The organism is Arthrobacter sp. 754, assembly GCF_040548695.1.
GTDB lineage: Bacteria > Actinomycetota > Actinomycetes > Actinomycetales > Micrococcaceae > Arthrobacter.
The window spans coordinates 262,842-283,237 of record NZ_JBEPSC010000001.1; the positions used below are offsets into that span (position 1 = coordinate 262,842).

Annotated in this window: 18 protein-coding genes and 2 tRNA genes; 5 read left to right on the forward strand and 15 right to left on the reverse strand. The window is 66.5% G+C overall.

Annotated features, from left to right (window positions below):
- The first annotated feature begins 29 nt into the window (after window positions 1-29).
- Together ABIA70_RS01305 and ABIA70_RS01310 are read left to right on the forward strand one after the other, a co-directional pair.
- Complete coding sequence (locus ABIA70_RS01305) at window positions 30-1,259, forward strand: aminotransferase class I/II-fold pyridoxal phosphate-dependent enzyme (RefSeq protein WP_354145819.1); 1,230 nt, start codon at window positions 30-32, stop codon at window positions 1,257-1,259.
- Entirely contained in the window at window positions 1,259-2,047 is a 789-nt protein-coding gene (locus ABIA70_RS01310; RefSeq protein WP_354145820.1) for a spermidine synthase, read from the forward strand. Before ABIA70_RS01305 ends, ABIA70_RS01310 begins: the two co-directional genes overlap by 1 nt.
- 13 nt (window positions 2,048-2,060) lie before the next feature.
- Here the strand turns inward: ABIA70_RS01310 and rsmD are convergent, their stop codons facing one another.
- The 4 genes from rsmD to thiL are packed head-to-tail and all read right to left on the reverse strand — an operon-like array spanning window position 2,061 to window position 6,934.
- A complete protein-coding gene (gene rsmD / locus ABIA70_RS01315; protein ID WP_354145821.1) occupies window positions 2,061-2,684 on the reverse strand; it encodes a 16S rRNA (guanine(966)-N(2))-methyltransferase RsmD in 624 nt (207 codons plus the stop codon).
- 9 nt (window positions 2,685-2,693) lie between these two features.
- Complete coding sequence (locus tag ABIA70_RS01320) at window positions 2,694-4,976, reverse strand: ATP-dependent DNA helicase RecG (RefSeq protein ID WP_354145822.1); 2,283 nt, start codon at window positions 4,974-4,976, stop codon at window positions 2,694-2,696.
- Window positions 4,966-5,961, reverse strand: a complete 996-nt coding sequence (locus tag ABIA70_RS01325; protein ID WP_354145823.1) for a DAK2 domain-containing protein — start codon at window positions 5,959-5,961, stop codon at window positions 4,966-4,968. Before ABIA70_RS01325 ends, ABIA70_RS01320 begins: the two co-directional genes overlap by 11 nt.
- 22 nt (window positions 5,962-5,983) lie before the next feature.
- Window positions 5,984-6,934 (reverse strand): thiamine-phosphate kinase, encoded by a 951-nt coding sequence (gene thiL, locus ABIA70_RS01330; RefSeq protein ID WP_502917166.1) that lies wholly within the window; start codon window positions 6,932-6,934, stop codon window positions 5,984-5,986.
- Between the two features lie 190 nt (window positions 6,935-7,124).
- Here thiL and ABIA70_RS01335 point away from each other — a divergent pair, with 190 nt between their 5' ends.
- Window positions 7,125-7,634: a DUF3515 family protein gene (locus ABIA70_RS01335; RefSeq protein ID WP_354145825.1), complete on the forward strand. Its 510-nt coding sequence runs from the start codon at window positions 7,125-7,127 to the stop codon at window positions 7,632-7,634.
- Between the two features lie 39 nt (window positions 7,635-7,673).
- On the opposite strand, the gene ABIA70_RS01340 is transcribed toward ABIA70_RS01335, so the two are convergent.
- From ABIA70_RS01340 to leuC, 6 genes are all read right to left on the reverse strand, one after another.
- Entirely contained in the window at window positions 7,674-8,822 is a 1,149-nt protein-coding gene (locus ABIA70_RS01340) for a D-alanine--D-alanine ligase family protein (RefSeq protein WP_354145826.1), read from the reverse strand.
- A 2-nt stretch (window positions 8,823-8,824) separates the two neighbouring features.
- Window positions 8,825-9,877 carry an NAD(P)H-dependent glycerol-3-phosphate dehydrogenase gene (locus ABIA70_RS01345; RefSeq protein WP_354145827.1) on the reverse strand — a complete coding sequence of 351 codons (1,053 nt, stop codon included), beginning with the start codon at window positions 9,875-9,877 and terminating at the stop codon, window positions 8,825-8,827.
- Window positions 9,874-10,641, reverse strand: coding sequence for a lysophospholipid acyltransferase family protein (locus ABIA70_RS01350; protein ID WP_354145828.1), 768 nt, complete (start codon window positions 10,639-10,641; stop codon window positions 9,874-9,876). The genes ABIA70_RS01345 and ABIA70_RS01350 overlap by 4 nt, the downstream gene beginning before the upstream one ends.
- 10 nt (window positions 10,642-10,651) lie before the next feature.
- Entirely contained in the window at window positions 10,652-11,977 is a 1,326-nt protein-coding gene (gene murA / locus ABIA70_RS01355; protein ID WP_108600547.1) for a UDP-N-acetylglucosamine 1-carboxyvinyltransferase, read from the reverse strand.
- A 214-nt stretch (window positions 11,978-12,191) separates the two neighbouring features.
- Window positions 12,192-12,794, reverse strand: a complete 603-nt coding sequence (gene leuD / locus ABIA70_RS01360) for a 3-isopropylmalate dehydratase small subunit (protein WP_108600546.1) — start codon at window positions 12,792-12,794, stop codon at window positions 12,192-12,194.
- A gap of 9 nt (window positions 12,795-12,803) precedes the next feature.
- Window positions 12,804-14,258: a 3-isopropylmalate dehydratase large subunit gene (gene leuC, locus ABIA70_RS01365; RefSeq protein WP_354145829.1), complete on the reverse strand. Its 1,455-nt coding sequence runs from the start codon at window positions 14,256-14,258 to the stop codon at window positions 12,804-12,806.
- A gap of 111 nt (window positions 14,259-14,369) precedes the next feature.
- Here leuC and ABIA70_RS01370 point away from each other — a divergent pair, with 111 nt between their 5' ends.
- On the forward strand, window positions 14,370-15,089 hold the full coding sequence (locus tag ABIA70_RS01370; protein WP_108600545.1) for an IclR family transcriptional regulator: 720 nt from the start codon (window positions 14,370-14,372) through the stop codon (window positions 15,087-15,089).
- Window positions 15,090-15,137: 48 nt separating this feature from the next.
- On the forward strand, window positions 15,138-15,677 hold the full coding sequence (locus ABIA70_RS01375; RefSeq protein WP_354145830.1) for a DUF1697 domain-containing protein: 540 nt from the start codon (window positions 15,138-15,140) through the stop codon (window positions 15,675-15,677).
- A gap of 22 nt (window positions 15,678-15,699) precedes the next feature.
- On the opposite strand, the gene ABIA70_RS01380 is transcribed toward ABIA70_RS01375, so the two are convergent.
- From ABIA70_RS01380 to ABIA70_RS01400, 5 genes are all read right to left on the reverse strand, one after another.
- Window positions 15,700-17,316 (reverse strand): GTPase, encoded by a 1,617-nt coding sequence (locus tag ABIA70_RS01380; RefSeq protein ID WP_354145831.1) that lies wholly within the window; start codon window positions 17,314-17,316, stop codon window positions 15,700-15,702.
- Window positions 17,313-19,013, reverse strand: a complete 1,701-nt coding sequence (locus tag ABIA70_RS01385; RefSeq protein ID WP_354146563.1) for a dynamin family protein — start codon at window positions 19,011-19,013, stop codon at window positions 17,313-17,315. Before ABIA70_RS01385 ends, ABIA70_RS01380 begins: the two co-directional genes overlap by 4 nt.
- Window positions 19,014-19,234: 221 nt before the next feature.
- A tRNA-Glu gene (locus tag ABIA70_RS01390) sits at window positions 19,235-19,310 on the reverse strand.
- A 128-nt stretch (window positions 19,311-19,438) separates the two neighbouring features.
- Window positions 19,439-19,510 (reverse strand) — tRNA-Gln (locus tag ABIA70_RS01395).
- A 150-nt stretch (window positions 19,511-19,660) separates the two neighbouring features.
- Window positions 19,661-20,392, reverse strand: a complete 732-nt coding sequence (locus ABIA70_RS01400) for an HAD family hydrolase (protein ID WP_354145832.1) — start codon at window positions 20,390-20,392, stop codon at window positions 19,661-19,663.
- Between the last annotated feature and the right edge of the window lie 4 nt (window positions 20,393-20,396).

Below are 20,396 nucleotides of genomic sequence, written 5' to 3' on the forward strand. Positions count from 1 at the left end.
GCATCCGAAGGCCGGGATACCATGACTGGATGCATGCACCGCGGGAACCTTTCCAACCTGCCGTACCGGCTCCGTGGCAACGCGCGGCTGCCGGCGCCAACCTCCTGGGACCCGCCGGGCGGCTGGGCGTCACCATCTTTGAGGAGATGACCACCCTCGCTGCAAAGACCGGCGCCATCAACCTGGGGCAGGGATTCCCGGACGAAGACGGACCGGCGGAAATCAAGGCAGCGGCGATGGCCGCCATCGACGCCGGTGCCAACCAGTACGCGCCGGGCAAAGGCATCCTTGAACTGCGTGAGGCTGTTGCAGCACACCAGGAGCGGTTCTACGGGCTAACCCATGACCCGCAGACAGAGGTCATCATCACCACCGGCGCCACGGAAGGACTTGCAGCGGCTCTGCTGGCTTTCGTGGGCGCCGGCGATGAGGTGCTGACCTTCGAGCCCTTCTATGACTCCTACGGCGCCGTCATCGCGCTCTCGGGGGCCACCCATGTCACCGCACCCCTGCTGGCTCCCGACTTCTTCCCGGACCTGGCGGCCCTCGAGGCAGCCTTCACCGACCGCACCCGCGTGGTGCTGCTGAACAACCCGCACAATCCAACCGGCGCTGTCTTTCCCCGGGAGGTCCTTCAGCGCGTCGTCGAGCTCGCCCGAAGGCACGAGTGCCTCATCATCACCGACGAAGTGTACGAGCACCTCACGTTCGGCGCGGGCCACATTCCGGTGGCCACCCTGCCCGGGGCCGCCGAACGGACCATCACCATCTCGTCCGCAGGTAAGACGTTTTCCTTCACCGGCTGGAAGATCGGCTGGCTGACAGGCCCGGAACACCTGGTCGCCGCGGTCCGCACCGTCAAGCAGTTCCTGACCTACAGTTCGGGCACGCCCTTCCAGGCAGCCATTGCCACAGGCCTGGGATTACCGGACGCGTTTTACCACGGCATTGCGGCCACCCTTCGGGAGAAGCGCGACATCCTCAGCCAGGGGCTCCGGGCAGCCGGCTTTGATGTTTTTACCCCGCAGGGCACCTATTTCGTCAACGTGGACACGGCGCCGCTCGGTATCCGTGACTCGGTGGACCTCGCCCGCAGGCTGCCGGAGCTGGTTGGGGTGGCCGCCATCCCCGTCCCCGTGTTTTGCCACCCCGCCGGCGCGGAACGCACCCGCAGCCTCCTCAGGTTCGCCTTCTGCAAGAAAGTCGAAGTCCTCGAAGAGGCCGCCGCACGCCTGGCGACCCTCAGTGGAAAGCTCTGATGGCCGGCCCCGGCAACCTCCGTGCCGCGAGGTACCTGCGGACCACGGGACAGCATGCCGCGATCGAGCCCGATGCCTTCACCCCCGGCGCCTATGTCCTGAGCATCGGCGGGGCGGAGCAGTCGCACGTCAACCTCGCACACCCGGAAGAGATCTTCTACGAATACCTGCGGCGGATCGGCCACCTGGTGGACCTCGCCGCTCCCGAAGGCCGGCCGGTCACAGCCCTGCATCTGGGCGCCGGTGCACTGACCCTGGCCCGCTACATCCAGGCGACGAGGCCCGGGTCCGTGCAGTACGCGGTGGAGCTGGAACGCGAGTTGCTCGACTTCGTCCTGCAGCAACTGCCCCTGCCTGACGGGACAGACCTGCACACTGTCATCGGCGATGCCCGCAACTCGCTCGCCGACGTCGGCGCGGGACTCCGGTTCGACGTCGTCATCCTGGATATCTTCTCCGGACCGGAAGCGCCGGAGCACATCGCCTGCACGGAGTTCTACCAGGAGGCAAGGGCACGCCTGGCGCCGGAGGGCGTGCTGATCGTCAACGTGGGCGATGAGCCGGCGCTGACATTGGTGCGAAGCCAGGCGGCAGCCATGCGCCGTGCAATGACCGATGTCGCCGCTTTCGCCGAAGCCGGCATGTTCGCCGGCCGCTACCCCGGCAATATCATCCTGGCCGGGACACAGACAAAATGGCCTGAGGCCTGGACGGCCCAGTTGACTGCACGGGGTCCCCACCCCGCAAAGGTGCTCGCCGGCGTCGACCTGGACCTGCTGGCCGGCTGAGCCGCGTCCACCGCTAGGGCGCGCTCTGCTCCTGCCCGTCAATGACAATGTCCGGCGGGATGGCATCCGGAACGGCAGGCTCGGCGAACCACAACCGGGTTTCGCCGTACTTCTTCTCGGCAAAGCGCTCCACGCCGGCTGGCCAGCCGGGTTCCGGCGAGCGGGACGAGCGTTCCACCACCACCACGGCCGAGGGCGCGAGATGGTCCGCGAGTTTACCCAGCACCGCTGACAACGCGGGCTCGTCCAGCGGATACGGAGGGTCCATGAAGACAAGGTCCCAGCTGGCGGCGTCCCCGGCGCGTTCAAGGAACGACTCCACTTTCGACCGATGGACCGTCACGGCTTTTCGTCCCAACAGGCCGTTCACGAGGTCGGCGTTGCGTTGGCACACGGCACTGGCTTTGGCGTCGAATTCCACGAGGTCCACGGTGACGGCCCCCCTGCTGCCGCTCTCCACTCCCAACGCCCCGGAGCCCGCGTAAAGGTCCAGGACCCGGGCTCCGGCGATGACACCGAAGGCGTCGAGGCGGGAAAACAGTGCTTCCTTGACCCGGTCCGTGGTGGGCCGGGTGAGGGACCCTGGCACGTTTGCCAGCGGTGTTCCGCCGGCGGCGCCCGCGATGATCCGGCTCATGGCCTCCTGCTATCCGCGTTCAAGGAACGCCTCCTTCTCGGGGTTAAGGTACTCGTCAATGGCCTCAGCCAGCTGGGGATGGCGCTCCAGCGAAGGGTCCCCGCCGACGATCGCCTGCGCGTCAGCCCGCGCACGGGCAATAATTTCCTCGTGCTCAAGTACCCGCAGCAACTTCAGCGTGGAGCGGCCACCTGACTGCGACGCCCCCAGGATGTCGCCCTCGCGCCTGAGCTTGAGGTCTTCCTGGGAGAGTTCAAACCCGTCGGTGGTGGCTGCTACTGCGTCCAGCCTGCGCCGGCTGGGGTGCCCGGTCTCGAGGCTGGTGACCAGCAGGCACGTTCCGTTCAGCCCGCCGCGGCCTACCCGGCCGCGCAGCTGGTGCAACTGGGAAATGCCGAAGCGGTCAGCATCGAGAATGACCATGAGCGTGGCGTTGGGGACGTCCACCCCCACTTCGATGACGGTGGTGGAGACCAGGAGCTTTATCCTGTTGGCCGTGAAGTCCGCCATCGCCGCCGATTTCACGGCCGTGTCCTGGCGGCCGTGCAGCGCCGCCAGCGGGACGCCGGTCAGTGCCGGCTCCTGCTGGAGTTGTTCGACGACGGCGGTTACCGATGCGAGCTCGCGCCCGCTGCCGCCGCTTTCCAGGTCAGCCTCTGACGGTTCCGCCTCACCGGGACTGAAGTCGCCGTCGTCGTCTGCGCCGATCCTGGGGCACACCACAAATACCTGGTGCCCGGCGTCGATCTCCTCCCGGGACCGGGACCAGATGCGGCCGGCCCAGCCGGGGTTTTCGGCAAGCCCCACCACATGGGTGGAGATCGGCGCCCTGCCGGCGGGAAGCTCGTCCAGCACCGAGGTTTCCAGGTCCCCGAAGACCGTCATGGCCACAGTCCGTGGAATCGGCGTGGCCGTCATGACCAGCAGATGCGGCGGTTTGCTGGCCTTGGACCTCAGCACATCACGCTGTTCCACCCCGAAGCGGTGCTGCTCGTCCACCACGATCAGGCCGAGGTCGTAGAAAGAGACGTTTTCGCTGAGCAGCGCGTGCGTCCCGATCACAATCCCGGCCTCGCCGGAAGCTGCGTCCAGGAGGGCACGTTTGCGGGCAGCAGCGGGCATGGAGCCCGTGAGCAGGCTGACCTCGACGGCGTTTCCGGCCAGGCCGCCCAGCAGGCCGTCCCGGGCCATCATGGGGTCCCGCGACAAGGCGCCCAGGGTCCCGCGGATGGAATCGAAGTGCTGCGACGCCAGGACTTCGGTGGGCGCCAGCAGAGCTGCCTGTCCGCCTGCATCCACCACCTGGAGCATGGCCCGCAGTGCGACGATCGTCTTGCCCGAGCCGACTTCGCCCTGCAGCAGCCGGTTCATGGGGCTGTCCTGCGCCAGCTCGGCTGCGAGGGTTTTGCCTACAGCCGCCTGCCCGGCCGTGAGCGTAAAAGGAAGCTGCTTGTCGAAGGCCGCCAGCAGCCCGTCCGCCGAAGGACGCCGGGCAGTGGCTTCCTCCGCCGCGAGCTGGGCGCGTCGCCGGGCCAAAGCCGCCTGCAGGACCAAGGCCTCCTGGTACCGGAGACGCTCCTGGGCCTGCTTCCAGTCGTCATTCGATTCCGGCCTGTGGATGAGCCGGTAAGCCTGGGCCACCGGCAGGAACTTCTCCCGGCGGACTACCGGCTCCGGCAGCGGATCCGGCAAGTCGTCCAGGTCCAGGGTCTCCAGCAGGGTGGCAATGACTTTCTGGATGGACCAGCTGGTGAGTTTGCTGGTGGCCGGATACACCGGAACGGGCATGGCGGCGAGCTTTTCGGGATCGACGCCCGGCATATCCGGGTCCTCGTCCAGGAGGTTGAAATCCGGGTTGGTCAGGCTCAGTGAGGAACCATACCGCGTTACCTTGCCGGAGAACATGACGCGGCGGCCGGGCAGGAGCTCCGCTTTTGCCCGGAAGCCATTGAAGAAGGTGACCTTGAGCGTGCCGTGCCCGCTGCCGGGTCCCACGGCGGATAGCCTGGGGCGCCCGTGGGACGCGGCGTCGTCAGTAATAACGACGTCGGTGATGGAACCGCGGCGGGTATGCATCTTGCGGGTGCTGTTGGAGAGGACGCGGGCAATAAGGGTGACCTCCTCGTCCAGGGGAACCTCACTGATGGGCGTCAGCTCACCACGGTTCAGGTAGCGCCGCGGGAAGTAGTTCAGCAGGCCGCCGACCGTAGTTATCCCGAGGTTCTTCTCGATGACTGCCGCGGAACGCTTTCCGATGCGGCGTTCAAGGGCAACGTCCAGGTCAGCGTTCATGCCCGCTGGAGTTCGCCGGAGCCGGTTCGGGGTCACGGGCCAGTGCGAGCTGACTTACCGAAATGTCGCTGGGCTCGCCCAGGGAACGGATCAGCGCGACGGCGGGATCGGCGTCGGGGACGTGGACATGGACGCGCCACCGGTAGGCGCCGTCGGTCCCGGCCGAGCTGTCCACCTGGCTCATGATGACGGAGTCGCCGATCTCGTCCAGCCGCTGCCTGAGCGTGGCCGCGCTGAGCGGGGAAAGGCTGATGGTGCACATGACCTCAACACCGTCGTCGTCAGGCAGGTCGGTGTGGATGTGGGGATCCTGGACGTCGTAGCCATGCAGCCCGTCCAGGAGTTCGCCCTGGAGTTCTTCGCCCATCACGGCCGATCGGAGGCAATCGAGTATGAGGAGCATGCCCACACCCCCGGCATCGACAACATGGGCTGCCTCGAGGGCGGGCAACTGGCCTTCTGTGTTCACCACTGCGGCCAGGGCGCCGTTCACGGCGGCGTCAAGGGCAAGGCCCAGTGCGTGGTTGCTGTGGTCGCCGTTGTTTCCGCCATCCACCTCGGCAGCAGCACGGGCGGCGGCTTCCATTACCGAAAGCATGGTGCCGGGTACGGGGTCGCTCAGTGCAGACCAGGCACGGATCTGGGCACGGTTCAGGGCAGCGGCGAGGAGGTTGGATGTCAGCCGCGGGTGGCCTGCAAGCGGCTCGGCCGCGGCGCAGAGAAAGACCGAGAAGAGCGTTCCGGAGTTGCCCCGGGCCTGCTCCATGGCGGCCCGGCCGGCCCTGGCCAGCACCATCCCGACGTCCCCTTGGCCCGTGCCGGGCTGGCCTGCCGCGTCGCTGTGCAGGGCCCGGGCGGCTGCCCGGACAGTGAGGTAGAGGTTTGTCCCGGTGTCGCCGTCGGCCACGGGAAAGATGTTGATGGCATTGAGGCGGTCGCTATGGTTGCCAATGGCCGTTTCGGCCTTGTCCAACCACCGCTTCATCGCTTGAGCGTTGGCGGCAACCTTATTCTGCAAAATGATCCCATCCCCCGGTACCAGCGGCGTGGCCCGCAATCGTAACGCCCGGGCCGGAGCTGATTCCCGGGGCCTGTACTGAGCCTATCGCAGTGAATCCGGGAGGCAGCTGAACGTCAGGGGGAAATGTGGCCAGCAGTCCGTGGTCTTCTCCCCCACCCAGTACCCAGGCCATCGGGTCCGCCAGCAGGAGATCCGACGCCGGTTTGAGGCTTTCCGCCAGCCGCTTCAGTTCCGCAGGCGCCAGGTCCAGGACCACGTTGCCGGCGAGGGCCAGCCGGGTTCCGTCCCGGAGCAGTCCGTCGGAGATGTCCATCATGGCGGTGGCTCCCGCTGCCCTGGCCAGCGGTCCGGCGGCGAGCGGTGGCTGCGGCCTGCACTGGATGTCCAGCAGCCCACGCAGTTCCTGCGGGAGGGCATTGACGTCCAAGTCCGATTCCAGGAGGGCAAGCCCGGCGGCCGCCCTGCCCACGGTCCCGGCAAGGGCCAGGACATCCCCGGCTTGGGCACCGGAGCGAAGCACGGCGTCTCCCCCTGCCAGGGTGCCCAGCACGGCGACGGTCACGGAGATTTCCCGGCCGCGGCCCAGATCGCCGCCGGCGACTGAGCAATGCGTGGCCCCCAGTTCCTTTATTGCCGCCGCCAGGCCGTCCGCCAGTTCCTCCACCCAGCTGACCGGCGTTTCCGGCGGCAGGGTCAGGCTGACCACCATGGAGGTGGCTGTGGCACCCATGGCGTTGATGTCACTGAGGTTCTGGGCCGCGGCCTTCCACCCAACGTCGTACCCGGTGGTGCGGTAACCGCTGGCCCACTCGAGCCTGAAGTCCTGGTCCTGCACCTGGGTGTCGATGCTGATGAGCGTCCTGCCGTCAGGGGCGGCGACGATGGCGGCGTCATCACCCGGGCCAAGCAGTGTTGAGGCAGCGTGCCGCCCGCCCATCTCCAGCCTTGGAAAGATCCGTGTAAGCAAGTCAGCTTCGGACAATCCTCCCACGGTCGGGGTTTGTTCAGTCAGGGGATTTTCAGGCACGCCCCTACGCTACAACGGCTGACTGACATTGCTGCTCCGCGGCCCCGGTCCGGCGGCGTCCGGGTTCGGCGTCACACCGGGACGGCACTAGGCTTGATGGATGCACCATCCCCGTTTGCCTTTGCCTGTCCGCGTGTCCGGGATCCTGCTGACCACCGTTTTAACCGGAGCCTTTCTGGCCGCCTGCTCCCCCGTGGTGGACGTGGCACCGGCGGCCGACGCCGCCAACCCTGCTTGCGCCCCCATGATGGTCGCCCTACCGGATGCCATCGGTGACGCGCCGCTGCGAAAGACCAACAGCCAGGCCACTGCCGCGTGGGGCGATCCGTCCCAGGTGATCCTGCGCTGCGGCGTTAACGTTCCGGGCCCGACGACGGACCGGTGCGTCAGCGTCAATAACGTCGATTGGGTCATCAAGGAGGGTGACAAGGCGTGGACCCTGACAACTTTTGGCCGCGAACCTGCCACCGAGATCCTCCTCACGAAGGACCAGGAGACGATCAGTTCCGCTACTGTCCTTGCTGACCTTTCCGCTGCGGCCGCCAAGGTGCCCGCCACCCGGAACTGCGTGGGCCAGGAGGAACTGCAGAACCTGCCGGCCGGTCAGTAGGGTGCAGAAGGCCTGACCGGCGGTCCCCGCAGGAGCGGGTCAGCGCAGGCCGGTCTTCCGGTGCAGTGCGAGGTAGATCAGCTCATCAATCAGGTCCTCGTAGGCCAGCCCGGATGCTGCCCACATCTGCGGATACATGCTTTTGGGCGTAAACCCCGGCATGGTGTTGATCTCGTTGATGATCAGTTCACCATCAGGGGTGTAGAAGAAGTCCACGCGGCTGAGGCCCTCGGCCCCCACGGCGTCGAATGCCGCCGCGGCCAGCTCCCGCACGCGGGCGATGGCTTCCTCCGGGATGTCGGCGGGGCAGCTCAGCGCGGCGGCGTCGTCTTCAACGTACTTCGCATTGAAGTCGTAGAATTCGTGGCTCCCGGCGGCTACGGAAATTTCGCCCGGCATCGACGTCCGCGGAGAATCGGTCCCGCGGCCCTCCAGGACGGCGCATTCAATTTCGCGCCCCACGATGCCCGCCTCGATGACCAGTTTGAGGTCGTGCCGGCGGGCTTCCTCGATGGCCGCATCCAGCCCTTCCAGCGAGTCGACTTTGGAGATTCCCATAGAGGAGCCGGCGCGCGCCGGCTTGACGAATACAGGGAAGCCGAGGCGGTCCACCTGCTTGCGCACCGATTCCGCATCCTTGACCCACTGGCGGTCCGTGACGGCGATGTATGGTCCCACGTGCAGACCGGCAGCCTCGAAAACAACCTTCATGTAGTGCTTGTCCATGCCAACGGCAGAGGCGAGCACTCCGGCGCCGACGTACCGGGTATCGGACAGTTCCAGGAGCCCCTGGATGGTGCCGTCTTCACCGAAGGGACCGTGGAGCAGCGGGAACACAACATCAACGGTGCCCAGTTCCTGCGGAACCGCGTTCGGGGAGGCAACGATGAGCTGGTGCTCTCCGCCGATCTCCGCCAGGGTGACCGTTTCCGACGACGGCCGGACCTCGGGCAGTGAGGTATCGGACAGGGACCACTGGGCGGTGTCCTCCGCTGCCAGCACCCATTGGCCCGACTTGGCGATGCCGATGGGGATGACCTCGTACTTGTCTTTGTTGATCGCACCCAGCACACCGGCGGCGGTCACGCAGCTCACCGCATGTTCGCTGGACCGGCCGCCGAAGAGCACGGCCACGCGGGGTTTTGCCCGGGGGGCGGAGTCCGTTGCGGTCAGGTTTTCATCGGACATTCTCAGTAATCGCCTTCGGGTTTCAGGTCCCGGGCCAGCAGCAGCGGCCCCAGTTGGTCTACGGAAAGTTTGCCGGCCAGTACGGCCACGACGGCAGCGGTAATGGGCATGTCGACGCCCAGCTTGCCGGCAAGTTCATGAACGGCGGGGCCGGATTTTATCCCCTCGGCCGTCTGCGTCATCTTCAGGGCCAGCTCATCGAGCGTCAGCCCCTCGCCCAGCAGGCGGCCTGCGGTGTGGTTTCGTGAAAGCGGGGAGGAGCAGGTTGCCACCAGGTCCCCCAGACCGGCCAACCCGGCCATGGTCCGGGCGTCCCCGCCAAGGGCAAGAGCGAGCCTCGAGGTTTCAGCCAGGCCCCGGGTGATCACGGAGGCCTTGGTGTTGTCCCCCATCTGTTTTCCCTCGCAGATACCGACCGCCAGGGCAATGACGTTCTTGACGATGCCGCCGATCTCAACGCCCACGACATCCGCCGTCGTGTAGGGGCGGAAGTAAGGCGCGGTGCAGCTGCGGGCAATCCACCCCGCGGCTGCGGCATCGGAACAGGCCACAACGGAAGCAGTGGGTTCTTCGCGGGCGATCTCCATCGCGAGGTTTGGACCGGACACCACCGCGATGCGGTCCGCCGGAATCCCCAGTTCCTGGCTGATGACCTCACTCATCCGGGAGTCCGTGCCGAGCTCCAGGCCCTTCATCAGGGACACCACCACGGCATGCGGAGCGATCAGCGGCTTCCATTGGCGGAGCTGCAGCCTGAGGGACTGGGCGGGCACGGCGAGGACCACGAGGTCCGCACCGGCGAGCACTTCCGCCACGTCGGTGGAGGCGGTGATGCTTGAAGGCAGTTCGATGTCCTTCAGGTACTGGACGTTCCTGTGGGAGGTGTTGATCTGCTCCACCACTTCGCTGCGCCGGCCCCACAGCCGGATGCTCCGCTGGTCACCCGCTGCTGCGGCTGCATCGGCAAGGATCTTGGCGAAAGTGGTCCCCCAGGAACCGGCTCCCAGGACAGCGACGGACCGGGCTGAACCCTGGCTCGCCCCGTCAGCGGTCATGTGGCATCAGCAGCGCCGTCAGGCTTCCGACGACCCTGGATGCGGCCGCGGGCGTCCTGGTTCTGCTGCGAGGGATCCCAGCGCTGTGCAGGCGGCTCCTCGTTGCGGAGTCCGGCCAACAGCCCGGTCACGGCGTCCATGATCGCATCGGTGGCCGCGGTCAGTGTGGCCTTGTCCAGGGGCCGGCCGGCAAACGCACTCAGGTCCACGGGCTTCCCGACGACGACCCGGGAGGTCTTGCGCGGGAACAGGTAGAACCGCTTCGCATAGCGCGGGAAGACCTCGTGGGCACCCCAATGGGCGATCGGCACCACGGGAATCCCCCCTTCAAGAGCCAGCCGGGCAGCGCCTGTATGGCCCTTCATCGGCCACATGTCGGGATCGCGGGTGAGGGTGCCTTCGGGGTAGATGATGATGGCACCGCCGTCGGCCACAATCTCCTGGGCGAGCTGCAGCGAGCGGTTCGCCCCCGCCGTCGAACGTTCCACCGGGATCTGGCGGGTGGCCCTCAGGACCCAGCCCAGGACCGGAACCTTGAACAGGCCTGATTTGGCCAGGAAGTGCGGCGCGCGCTGGTTGTTATACAGCACGTGACCCACGATCAGGGGATCGATCTCGGTGCAATGGTTGGGCGCAGCGATGAAGCCGCCGGCGGGGAGGTTCTCCAGGCCCTCCCACTTCTTGTTCATCATTGCATTAAGCAGCGGGCGCACTATCGCGGCAACCACAAAGAGGGTGGCCTGGCTCTTGGCCGGTTCCTTCACGTGTCCACCGCTACTTTGTCGAGGTGATGTCGAAATCGGCGCCGAGGCCGGCCAGCTTTTCGGTAAACCGCTCATAGCCGCGGTTAATGATGTCGATCCCGGTCACCCGTGAGACGCCCGTGGCTGCAAGCGCAGCGATCAGGTGGCTGAAGCCGCCGCGCAGGTCGGGGACGTCGATGTCAGTGCCCTTGAGCTGGGTCGGCCCGGAGATGACGGCCGAGTGGAGGAAGTTGCGCTGGCCGAACCGGCACGGCACACTGCCCAGGCACTCACGGTGAACCTGGATGTTGGCGCCCATCCGGATGAGGGCGTCGGTGAAACCGAACCTGTTCTCATAGACGGTCTCGTGGACAATCGAGACACCCTCAGCCTGGGTCAGGGCCACCACGAGGGGCTGCTGCCAGTCGGTCATGAAGCCAGGGTGGACATCCGTTTCCAGGACCAGCGGGTTGAGCTTGCCGCCCTTGTGGTAGAACCGGATTCCGTCCTCGCCGATGTCCATGCCGCCGCCCACCTTGCGGTAGGTGTTCAGGAAAGTCATCATGTCCCGCTGCGACGCACCTTCAACGAAGATGTCGCCCCGGGTCACGAGCGCAGCTGATGCCCACGACGCCGATTCGTTGCGGTCCGAGAGCGCGCGGTGGTTGTAGCCGCCCAGGTCGCGGACGCCCTCGATGCGGATGGTGCGGTCAGTCTGGACGCTGATGATGGCGCCCATTTTCTGGAGCACGGCGATGAGGTCGATGATCTCCGGTTCCGTTGCGGCGCCGGAGAGCTCGGTGATGCCCTCGGCGCGGGTGGCGCTGAGCAGCACCTGCTCGGTGGCACCGACGGAAGGGTACGGCAGGGAGATCTTGGCGCCCTGCAGGCCTTTGGGGGCGGAGATGTGGATGCCGCCGGGGCGCTTCTCCACCACCGCACCGAACTGGCGCAGCACGTTGAGGTGGTAATCGATGGGCCGGTCGCCGATCTTGCAGCCGCCAAGGTCCGGGATGAAGGCCTCACCAATGGCATGGATCAGCGGTCCGCACAGCAGGATCGGAATGCGGGAATCTCCGGCGTGCGCGTCGATCGCAGTGCTCGGGGCGGTCTTGGCCCCCTTCGGATCCAGGGTCAGATCCCCGCTGACGGGATCCTTGACCACCGTCACCCCGTGGAGCTGCAGGAGTGAGGTGACAACCTCTACGTCCTTGATCTCCGGGACGTTCCGCAACACCGACGGTTCGTTGCCCAACAGCGCTGCCACCATGGCCTTGGGGACCAGGTTCTTGGCCCCCCGAACGGTGACGCGGCCTGTCAGCGGGACTCCGCCACGGATTGTCAGAACACTACTCATATACCGGTTTCCTTACGATTACTCGCCCCAAAATCCTTGCAAAGGCTCCAGCTAAGCATAGGAGGTCGCGTTACCGAACCGAAATACGGTGCGGCCTGCGCCGTCGAAACTTCCGCCGCCGAGCTTGTCACGACAGAAGCAACGCGGGGTCACTCCAGGCCCGATAAGTCGACTTTATTGGGCGTAGAGTGACCCCGCGTTGCTTCAGGGCGGCTCAGGAAAGACGGGCCGGGAGGGTGGTGGGCATGAAGGCGGGACGGGTGGCCTCGTAGGCGGTGATGTCCTCTTCGTGCTGGAGTGTCAGGCCGATGTCGTCCAGGCCTTCGAGCAGGCGCCAGCGGGTGTAATCGTCGATCTCGAAGGGTGCCACGATGTTGCCGCAGATCACGGTCTTCGACACCAGATCGACGGTGACCTCGGTGCCGGGGGCGTTCTCGAGTTCCTTCCAGATCAGCTCGATGTCATCCTGGGCGAGCTCCGCAGCCAACAGGCCCTGCTTGCCGGAGTTGCCGCGGAAGATATCCGCAAAACGGGACGAGAGGACAGTCTTGAAGCCGTAGTCCTTCAGGGCCCAGACGGCGTGCTCACGGGAAGAACCGGTGCCGAAGTCCGGGCCGGCCACCAGCACGGAGCCGGCGTTGAACGGCGCCTGGTTCAGAATGAAGGCCGGGTCCTTGCGCCAGGCGGAGAACAGCGCGTCCTCGAACCCGGTGCGGGTGATCCGCTTGAGGTAGACGGCCGGGATGATCTGGTCCGTGTCAACGTTGCTCTGGCGCAGCGGAACGCCGATACCGGTGTGGGTGGTGAACTTTTCCATGGCGGTCTCCTAGGCTGCGTCGGTGCGGATGGCGGCGGATTCGGGGGCCGGATCAAGGTCCGACGGCGAGCTGAGCGTTCCGCGGATGGCAGTGGCAGCTGCCACCACCGGCGAGACGAGGTGGGTGCGCCCGCCCTTGCCCTGCCGGCCTTCGAAGTTGCGGTTGGAGGTGGACGCACAGCGCTCCCCTACTTCCAGCTGGTCCGGGTTCATGCCCAGGCACATGGAGCAGCCGGCGAAGCGCCACTCGGCACCGAAATCCTTGAAGACCTTGTCCAGGCCCTCAGCCTCGGCTTCAAGACGGACGCGGGCCGAACCTGGGACAACCAGCATCCGGATGTTGGGGTCCTTTTGGCGGCCGCGAATGATGTCCGCAGCGGCGCGGAGATCTTCCATCCGCGAGTTGGTGCAGGAGCCCAGGAAGACGGTGTCCACCCGGATGTCCTTCATGGGCGTGCCCGCCTCAAGCCCCATGTACGTCAGGGCGCGTTCAGCGGCGGCCTTGGCGTTTTCGTCGCCGAAGTCCTCCGGCGACGGCACGGACGCGGAAAGCGAAACGCCCTGGCCAGGGTTTGTACCCCAGGTGACGAACGGCTCCAGCGTGTCGGCGTCGAGGTCCACCTCGACGTCGAAGGTGGCGTCGTCGTCGGTCCTCAGGGTGTTCCAATACTCGACGGCGGCATCCCAGTCTGCTCCCTGGGGCGCGTGCGGGCGGCCGAACATGTAGTCGTAGGTGGTCTGGTCCGGGGCCACCAGGCCGGCGCGGGCGCCGGCCTCGATGGACATGTTGCAGATGGTCATCCGGGCTTCCATGGACAGCGCGCGGATGGCTGAACCGCGGTATTCCAGGACGTAGCCCTGGCCGCCGCCGGTGCCGATTTTGGCGATGACGGCGAGGATGATGTCCTTGGCGGTAACGCCGGGACGCAGCGAGCCGTCGACGTTGATGGCCATGGTCTTGAACGGCTTCAGGGACAGGGTCTGGGTGGCCATGACGTGCTCCACCTCAGAGGTTCCAATGCCCATGGCCAGCGCACCGAAAGCGCCGTGCGTGGACGTGTGGGAGTCACCGCACACGACGGTCATGCCGGGCTGGGTCAGGCCGAGCTGGGGGCCGACAACGTGCACGATTCCCTGCTCCGCGTCGCCAAGGGAATGCAGGCGCACACCGAACTCCGCACAGTTGTTGCGCAGCGTCTGGATCTGGGTACGGCTGGTGAGGTCGGCAATGGGCTTGTCGATGTCCAGCGTGGGAGTGTTGTGGTCCTCCGTTGCGATGGTGAGGTCCGGCCGGCGCAGCGGCCGGCCGGCAAGCCTCAGGCCCTCGAATGCCTGCGGGGAGGTCACCTCGTGGACAAGATGGAGGTCGATGAAGAGAAGGTCGGGCTGGGCATTGGCTCCTTCGCCGTCGCCTTTGCGCACCACGTGCGCATCCCAGACTTTCTCGGCCAGTGTCTTTGCCACGGCCATCTCCCTTCACTGCTGTTGACTGTTGGGTCCACTGAATCAGCACGGCCGTGGTATCCGCCAGCCGAAACATTTGCATCTCAGATAATGAGACGGCAATATCATTACATGGACAATTCTAGTGGAGTCGGTGTCATTGATAAAGCAGCCCACGTGCTTGATGCATTGGAGGCCGGGCCCACCACCCTTGCGCAGCTGGTGGCAGCCACGGGCCTCGCCCGGCCCACGGTCCACCGGCTTGCCCTGGCGCTGGTCCATCACCGGCTGGTGAGCCGGGACATCCAGGGCCGCTTCGTCCTCGGCAGCCGCCTCGTGGAGCTCGCCTCGGCCGCCGGCGAGGACCGGCTGATCGCCTCCGCAGGGCCGGTCCTGATGCAGCTGCGTGACGCCACCGGCGAGAGCGCCCAAATCTTCCGGCGGCAGGGTGAGTGGCGCGTCTGCGTTGCTTCCGCTGAACGCCCCATCGGCCTGCGCGACACCATCCCCGTGGGAACCCAGCTTTCGATGAAAGCCGGCTCCGCGGCCCAGGTGCTGCTCGCGTGGGAGGACCACGACCGCCTCCTGGAGGGGCTGCAGTCTGCCCGCTTCACCCCTACGGTTCTGGCCGGCGTACGACGGCGGGGCTGGGGCCAGAGCCTCGGCGAACGTGAGCCTGGAGTCGCCTCAGTCTCTGCGCCGGTCCGGGGACCGTCCGGACGCGTCATCGCCGCTGTCTCGATTTCCGGCCCCATTGAGCGGCTCACCCGCCAGCCCGGCCGCCTCCACGCCGAAGTGGTGTGCAACGCCGGCCGGATCCTCACCGACGCCCTGCGCAAGAACAACGACTGAGCCTGCATCCCTCCCCGGCATCGGGCCGGCCGCGGTTAGGCTGTCGGCATGAACAGCTACGCAGTCTTCCTCCGCGGCATCAACGTGGGCGGGATCAACATCAAAATGGCCGACCTCAAGGCTGCCCTGGAGGCCGCGGGCTTCGCCGGGGTCAGGACGCTGCTGGCCAGCGGCAACGTGGTGCTGGCCAGCGACCTTGATACCGCCGAAGTCAAAGTCCGATGTGAGAAGTGCCTGCGTGACTCGTTCGGCTACGAAGCCTGGGTGGTTGTCCTGACGGCAGCCCGGGTGGCCGAGCTGGTGGCAGCCTGCCCGTACCCGGAAGACAACAAAAGCACCCACACGTACATCACACTGGGCTCGGATAAAGCCCGTCTGGATGAACTTGATGCCGCCGGCGCAGCCCTCGAAAACTCGGAACAGCAGCGGCTCGGTCCCGAAGCACTGGCGTGGCTGGCTCCCGCCGGCGGGACCCTTGACAGCCCGTTCAGCAAGATCTCCGCCAAGCCCAAGTACAAGGCATCCACCACCACGCGGAACCTTCGGACCATGATCAAGGTCCGGGACGCCGCGGCTGCGCTATCGTAGCGCCCTGTCGTAGTGCCCTGCCCTAACTTCCTGCTGCAGCTTTCAGCGCGGTGTTGAACGATTTGAGCCGGGTGACTTCCACTTCTACGGGTTCAACCACCATCCCCTGGGCCACATCGCCCACTGCAGTGCGCAGCCGCTTCCGTGCCCTCGCCGCCCGCGCGTTGGCCACGCCGGCACCGATGAACTTTCCGGTCAGCGCCAGGAATATCCCCAGGACCACCCCGCCGGCGATCATCAGCGTCGGCACCGGCCACCCCTCCACCCTCGGAACCTCGGGGACCGGCATCTGGAAGTAGGCAAGTCCGGCCAGGACGCCGAGCCAGCCCAGCCCGCCGAGGGCTGTCAGCAGGGCGAGCCACTGGATGACATTGAAAACTCCCCACCACCATGACTTCCGCGAAGCCATCAGGTCGGTTCCGGCGATGGCCTGGTCCAGCGCGTCCGGAAGGGCTTCCCGCCCTTCGCGGGCGGCGCCGCGGATCGCCGCACGCCACGGACCGGGGGCGCCGGCGCTGGCAGCATCCGCAAACTCCCGGACGGCGGCGTCGGTGCGGGCACGTTCGGGGGCACCGGCGGGCGGGAGCGATGTCCGGTTGAGCTGGGACGGGTTTGCACTGCGCAGGTTCAGGCGGCGCAGCGGATCCGCCCTGAAGCGCACCAGCCACCGTGTTGCCGGCCATCCCGTTCTGCGCGTCGATTCAAGCCGGTAGGACCGGCCAACAGCGCTGACCACCACCGGGACGTTGGCGGCTACGGCCAGCTCGTCGGTAAGACGTGCCTTCGAGGACGAACTGACGCCCGCGGCCTCCCCCTCGCCTGAGACCAGCCTCAGCTGCATCGAGGCGCGCGAAACGTCAGCGGCCAGCCGCTGGGAGAGCGCCTGGCGCTGCACTGCAACGCTTCGGATAGCACTTCTGACGCGGTCGACGCCGGTGCCCCTGAGCGCGGACGCGCCAAGGACCTGCACCTTGCCCAGGCCGTCACGGGCCAGAATCCCCTGCAGCGATTCCAGGACAGGCTGCACATCCCTTTCGGGCAGCCTGTCCACCTGGTTGAGCACCACCAGGGTCACGGCACCGTGGGCGGCCAGGGGCTTAAGGAAGTCGTTGTGCACTGCGGCGTCGGCGTACTTCTGCGGATCAAGCACCCAGACGAGTACGTCAACGAGGCCCACCATCCGTTCCACGATCTCCCGGTTGGCGGCCCGGGTGGAATCGAAGTCCGGAAGGTCCAGCAGGATCAGCCCCGTGTCCTCGTCCGCGAACCCCTCCACAGGCACTGCATGGTGCCGGTTGCGCACATCAAGCCAGTCCAGCAGCGGTTCGCTGCCCTCGGCTCCCCAGATACCCGCCAACGGCTCGGATGTTGTGGGCCGGCGGGCCGCCGCCGTCGCAATTTCAGCGCCGCTGACCGCGTTGAACAGCGAGGACTTGCCGCTGCCGGTGGCGCCGAAGAATCCAACAACTGTGTGATCGGCCGATAACGACCGCCTGGAGCTGGCACGTTCCAGGAGCCGGAACACGTCCTCCAAGGCAGCCTCCGGCAAGACGCCCTCCGCCAGTTCGCGGGCCTCGTCCAGCGACTCCAGCCTGCGGTCCAGCCGCGAAGCTTCACGGGCTACACTGTGGCGGCTCATGCCTGGTCTGCCAGGCGTGACAGGGCGGCCGCGTGGCCTGCTAAAACATCCGCGGTACCGGCAGCGCCGCCGGGGAGGCGGTCCAGGAACTTCTGTTGCTCCGCCTGCAGCAGCCGTTGACACCGGACGTGAAGGTCCTCGCGCGCCGTTTGCGCCAGCCGGCGGACGGCGTCCTCACCGAACACCGCTTCCAGGAGCCGCTGCCCTACGACGGCGGTGCCGCCTGCCACGCCGATCTCCAGCCCTGTCAGTCCCGCGGTCATGGAGAACACCACGATCATGAGCGCTGCGCCGAGGCCGTTGATGCCGAACGACAGCCATCTGGCCTGGGTGCGTTTGCCTTGGCCCTCAGTGCGGATGAGTTCCATCAGGCCCGCCTGCCAGGCCCGTATTTCCGCCGCGGCCTTGTCGGCAAAGCCTTGGCTGGTCCCGGAGAGGTCGTCGGTGCCCAGCAGTTGGCGGCCCGCGGGGTCGGAGCGCCACCGCTGGTCGGTCTCTTCGGCGGCGTTCGCGGCCTCGTCGAGGATGACCGCCTGCAGCCCTGTTTCTATAGCCACTTCCACCCCCACAGCCGGCATGGGTTCGCCCCGGAAAAATGCTCCCATCCGGTCCCGCAGCCGGCCGACGTTCTGCTCCAGGGTCCGGAAGAACTCCCCCGTTCCCACGAAGTCCTGCCACCGCGCGAGAACCTCCCCGCGCAGCAGGGCGCCGTCTTTGGTGGCGTCCAGAATCCTGGTGCCGGCATCGCGGTAGGCATCCTTGGCGTCGGAGCGCAGCGCCGCAGCGGCCTGCTCCTGCTCCTGGACCGCCTGCGCCACAGCGCCTACCCGCCCGGCGAGTGCCCTGACCGTACCGTTCAGCGTCCGCCGGGCAATCTCGGACCGTCCGGCCGAGTCGGCCGCCAGTTCCTGAAGCCAGCTCCTCAGCGGCTGCACGGAGCCCTGCGGCAGCATGCCAAGGTCGTCAAGGTACGTTTCCCGCACGATGAAGAGGCCGGCACCGCCGAGGCCTTCCTGCTGGAGGAGGGCGCGCAGGTCGGCACTCACTTCAGCTTCTGCCTCCTGCGGCACCCGGTCCAGCACCACGGCAACCATGATGTCCCGGGAGGCTGCGTTCAGAAGCAGCTTCCATGGGACGGCGTCTGCGTAGCGGTTCGCCGTCGTGACGAAGACCCAGAGGTCCGCGGCGGCGAGCAGCTGCCCGGCCAGGCGCCGGTTGTCATCGGAAATGGAGTCGACGTCCGGAGCGTCCAGCAGAGCGATCCCTTTTGGAACCGCGGCATCCGCGACCAGCACGAGTGAGGAGATGGCTTCAGCATCAGGGGTTGCTCCCGCCCGGCTGGCAGGAAGCGGTTCCTTTGAAATGGTTCCCCGGATCCGGCTGAGGGTTGGCAGGATTCTGTGGCCTTCGAACCAGCCTGCGTCCGCGGGATGATGAAGCAGGATGGGCTGCCTCGTGGTGGGCCTGATCGCCCCCGAGCGGGTGACCGGGTGCCCCACGAGGGCGTTGACCAGGGTTGATTTTCCGGCGCCAGTGGAACCGCCGACGACGGCAAGCAGGGGTGCATCCAGGCTGCGGTAGCGGGGCAGGATGTAGTCGTCCAGCTGGCCGACGGCGTTACGGGCGTCCAGGCGCGCCTGTTCGACCTCAGGCAGGGCAAGGGGCAGTGACACAGCGGAAAGATCCGCCCGCACCATTTCCAGCAAACCGACAGCAGCCTCGGCCGCCCCGCTGGGCGGCCGGGCGGCATGGGTCTTCGGTGCGCGGCTCGGCAGCGGAGGAGGAAGTTGCGGGCCGGGCCCATCGGAGGAGGTCACAGCAACATCATGCCAGTTGAAGAAGCATTCCCGTCGGGCCACGGCAGCGGGTTCCACAACTAAAAAACGGCCCCGGGCTGATGCCCGGGACCGATTTTCGATGGTGACCCCAGCGGGATTCGAACCCGCGTTACCGCCGTGAGAGGGCAGCGTACTAGGCCGCTATACGATGGGGCCGCGTACTTCCAACCGGCTGAAGGCCGGTTTGCTAAGCGAGTATTTCACACACTCAGCAGGTGTTTCAAATCGGCAAAACCGGTTCAAAACCCCTGATCCGCTGCGCAGTTCCTGCGACCGAACCAGAGCTGGGATACCAGGACTCGAACCTAGAATGACGGTACCAGAAACCGTAGTGTTGCCAATTACACCATATCCCAATGACACTTTCGGGCCGGATTTTCGGGCTTCAACCCGTGCTCCGTGCGCCTCAGCACGAGAAATTACTTTACCCGAGACTTGAGGCTCGCACAAATCGGCGCAACCGCTGGAACCGCAGCTCCGGGGCCGGAGCAGCGGGTTGCCCGCAATCAGGCGAGCAGCTGGCTCAGGGAGCCGACTTCGTGACCCCCGAACTCCTGCAGCGGCTCCCCCGTCCTGTTGAGCCAGACGCCCACCAGTCCCGCCGCCGTCGAGCCTTCAGCATCCAGCAGCCGGTTGTCCCCCACGAACAGGGTCTGCGCCGGGGCAACGTCCAGGAGGCGGACGCCTTCGAGGTAGATTGCCGGCTCGGGTTTGGCCACGCCCACGGTGTCGGTTCCCACGAGGCGTTTGATGCGTTCCAGGCCGGCGCCATCAAGTTTTGCCCGCTGGTAGTCATGGACGTTATTGCTCACCGCACCGTAAGGCACCCCGGCATCGTCCAGGAGGTCAAGGAGCGGAACAACATCCTCAAAGGCGCGGACGTAGCCGGGCTGGAGCCGGCCGTAGGCCGACAGCCACTGGTGGGATTCCTCGCCGTCGGCCAGTTCCACCCCGAAATGGCCAAGGGCTGCCCGGCCACGCAGCAGCCGCTGGTCATTAAAGGTCAGCTCGCCCGCCAGATACCTGTCGTAGTAGTGCGTGGTTTCATGCGTGAAGATCCTGCCGAACCGCTCCCATCCGCCCTGGTCAAGGCCGGGAAGGAGGTGTTCGCTGACCTCGCGCAGGGCTGTGGTCATTGCGTACTCAAGGTCAACCAGGGTGTCATCAATGTCGAAAAGGACCCCGCGGATGGTTCCGAAGCGGGTGTCCAGGACTCCCTTGGCCGGGGTACCGGTCATGGCC

Coding starts and splice junctions, on each gene's coding strand:
- ABIA70_RS01305 (WP_354145819.1), top strand. CDS start 30: ATGCATGCACCGCGGGAACCTTTCCAACCTGCCGTACCGGCTCCGTGG.
- ABIA70_RS01310 (WP_354145820.1), top strand. CDS start 1,259: ATGGCCGGCCCCGGCAACCTCCGTGCCGCGAGGTACCTGCGGACCACG.
- rsmD (WP_354145821.1), bottom strand. CDS start 2,684: ATGAGCCGGATCATCGCGGGCGCCGCCGGCGGAACACCGCTGGCAAAC.
- ABIA70_RS01320 (WP_354145822.1), bottom strand. CDS start 4,976: ATGAACGCTGACCTGGACGTTGCCCTTGAACGCCGCATCGGAAAGCGT.
- ABIA70_RS01325 (WP_354145823.1), bottom strand. CDS start 5,961: ATGAAGCGGTGGTTGGACAAGGCCGAAACGGCCATTGGCAACCATAGC.
- thiL (WP_502917166.1), bottom strand. CDS start 6,934: ATGGGCGGGCGGCACGCTGCCTCAACACTGCTTGGCCCGGGTGATGAC.
- ABIA70_RS01335 (WP_354145825.1), top strand. CDS start 7,125: ATGCACCATCCCCGTTTGCCTTTGCCTGTCCGCGTGTCCGGGATCCTG.
- ABIA70_RS01340 (WP_354145826.1), bottom strand. CDS start 8,822: ATGTCCGATGAAAACCTGACCGCAACGGACTCCGCCCCCCGGGCAAAA.
- ABIA70_RS01345 (WP_354145827.1), bottom strand. CDS start 9,877: ATGACCGCTGACGGGGCGAGCCAGGGTTCAGCCCGGTCCGTCGCTGTC.
- murA (WP_108600547.1), bottom strand. CDS start 11,977: ATGAGTAGTGTTCTGACAATCCGTGGCGGAGTCCCGCTGACAGGCCGC.
- leuD (WP_108600546.1), bottom strand. CDS start 12,794: ATGGAAAAGTTCACCACCCACACCGGTATCGGCGTTCCGCTGCGCCAG.
- ABIA70_RS01370 (WP_108600545.1), top strand. CDS start 14,370: ATGGACAATTCTAGTGGAGTCGGTGTCATTGATAAAGCAGCCCACGTG.
- ABIA70_RS01375 (WP_354145830.1), top strand. CDS start 15,138: ATGAACAGCTACGCAGTCTTCCTCCGCGGCATCAACGTGGGCGGGATC.
- ABIA70_RS01380 (WP_354145831.1), bottom strand. CDS start 17,316: ATGAGCCGCCACAGTGTAGCCCGTGAAGCTTCGCGGCTGGACCGCAGG.
- ABIA70_RS01385 (WP_354146563.1), bottom strand. CDS start 19,013: ATGGTGCGGGCGGATCTTTCCGCTGTGTCACTGCCCCTTGCCCTGCCT.
- ABIA70_RS01400 (WP_354145832.1), bottom strand. CDS start 20,392: ATGACCGGTACCCCGGCCAAGGGAGTCCTGGACACCCGCTTCGGAACC.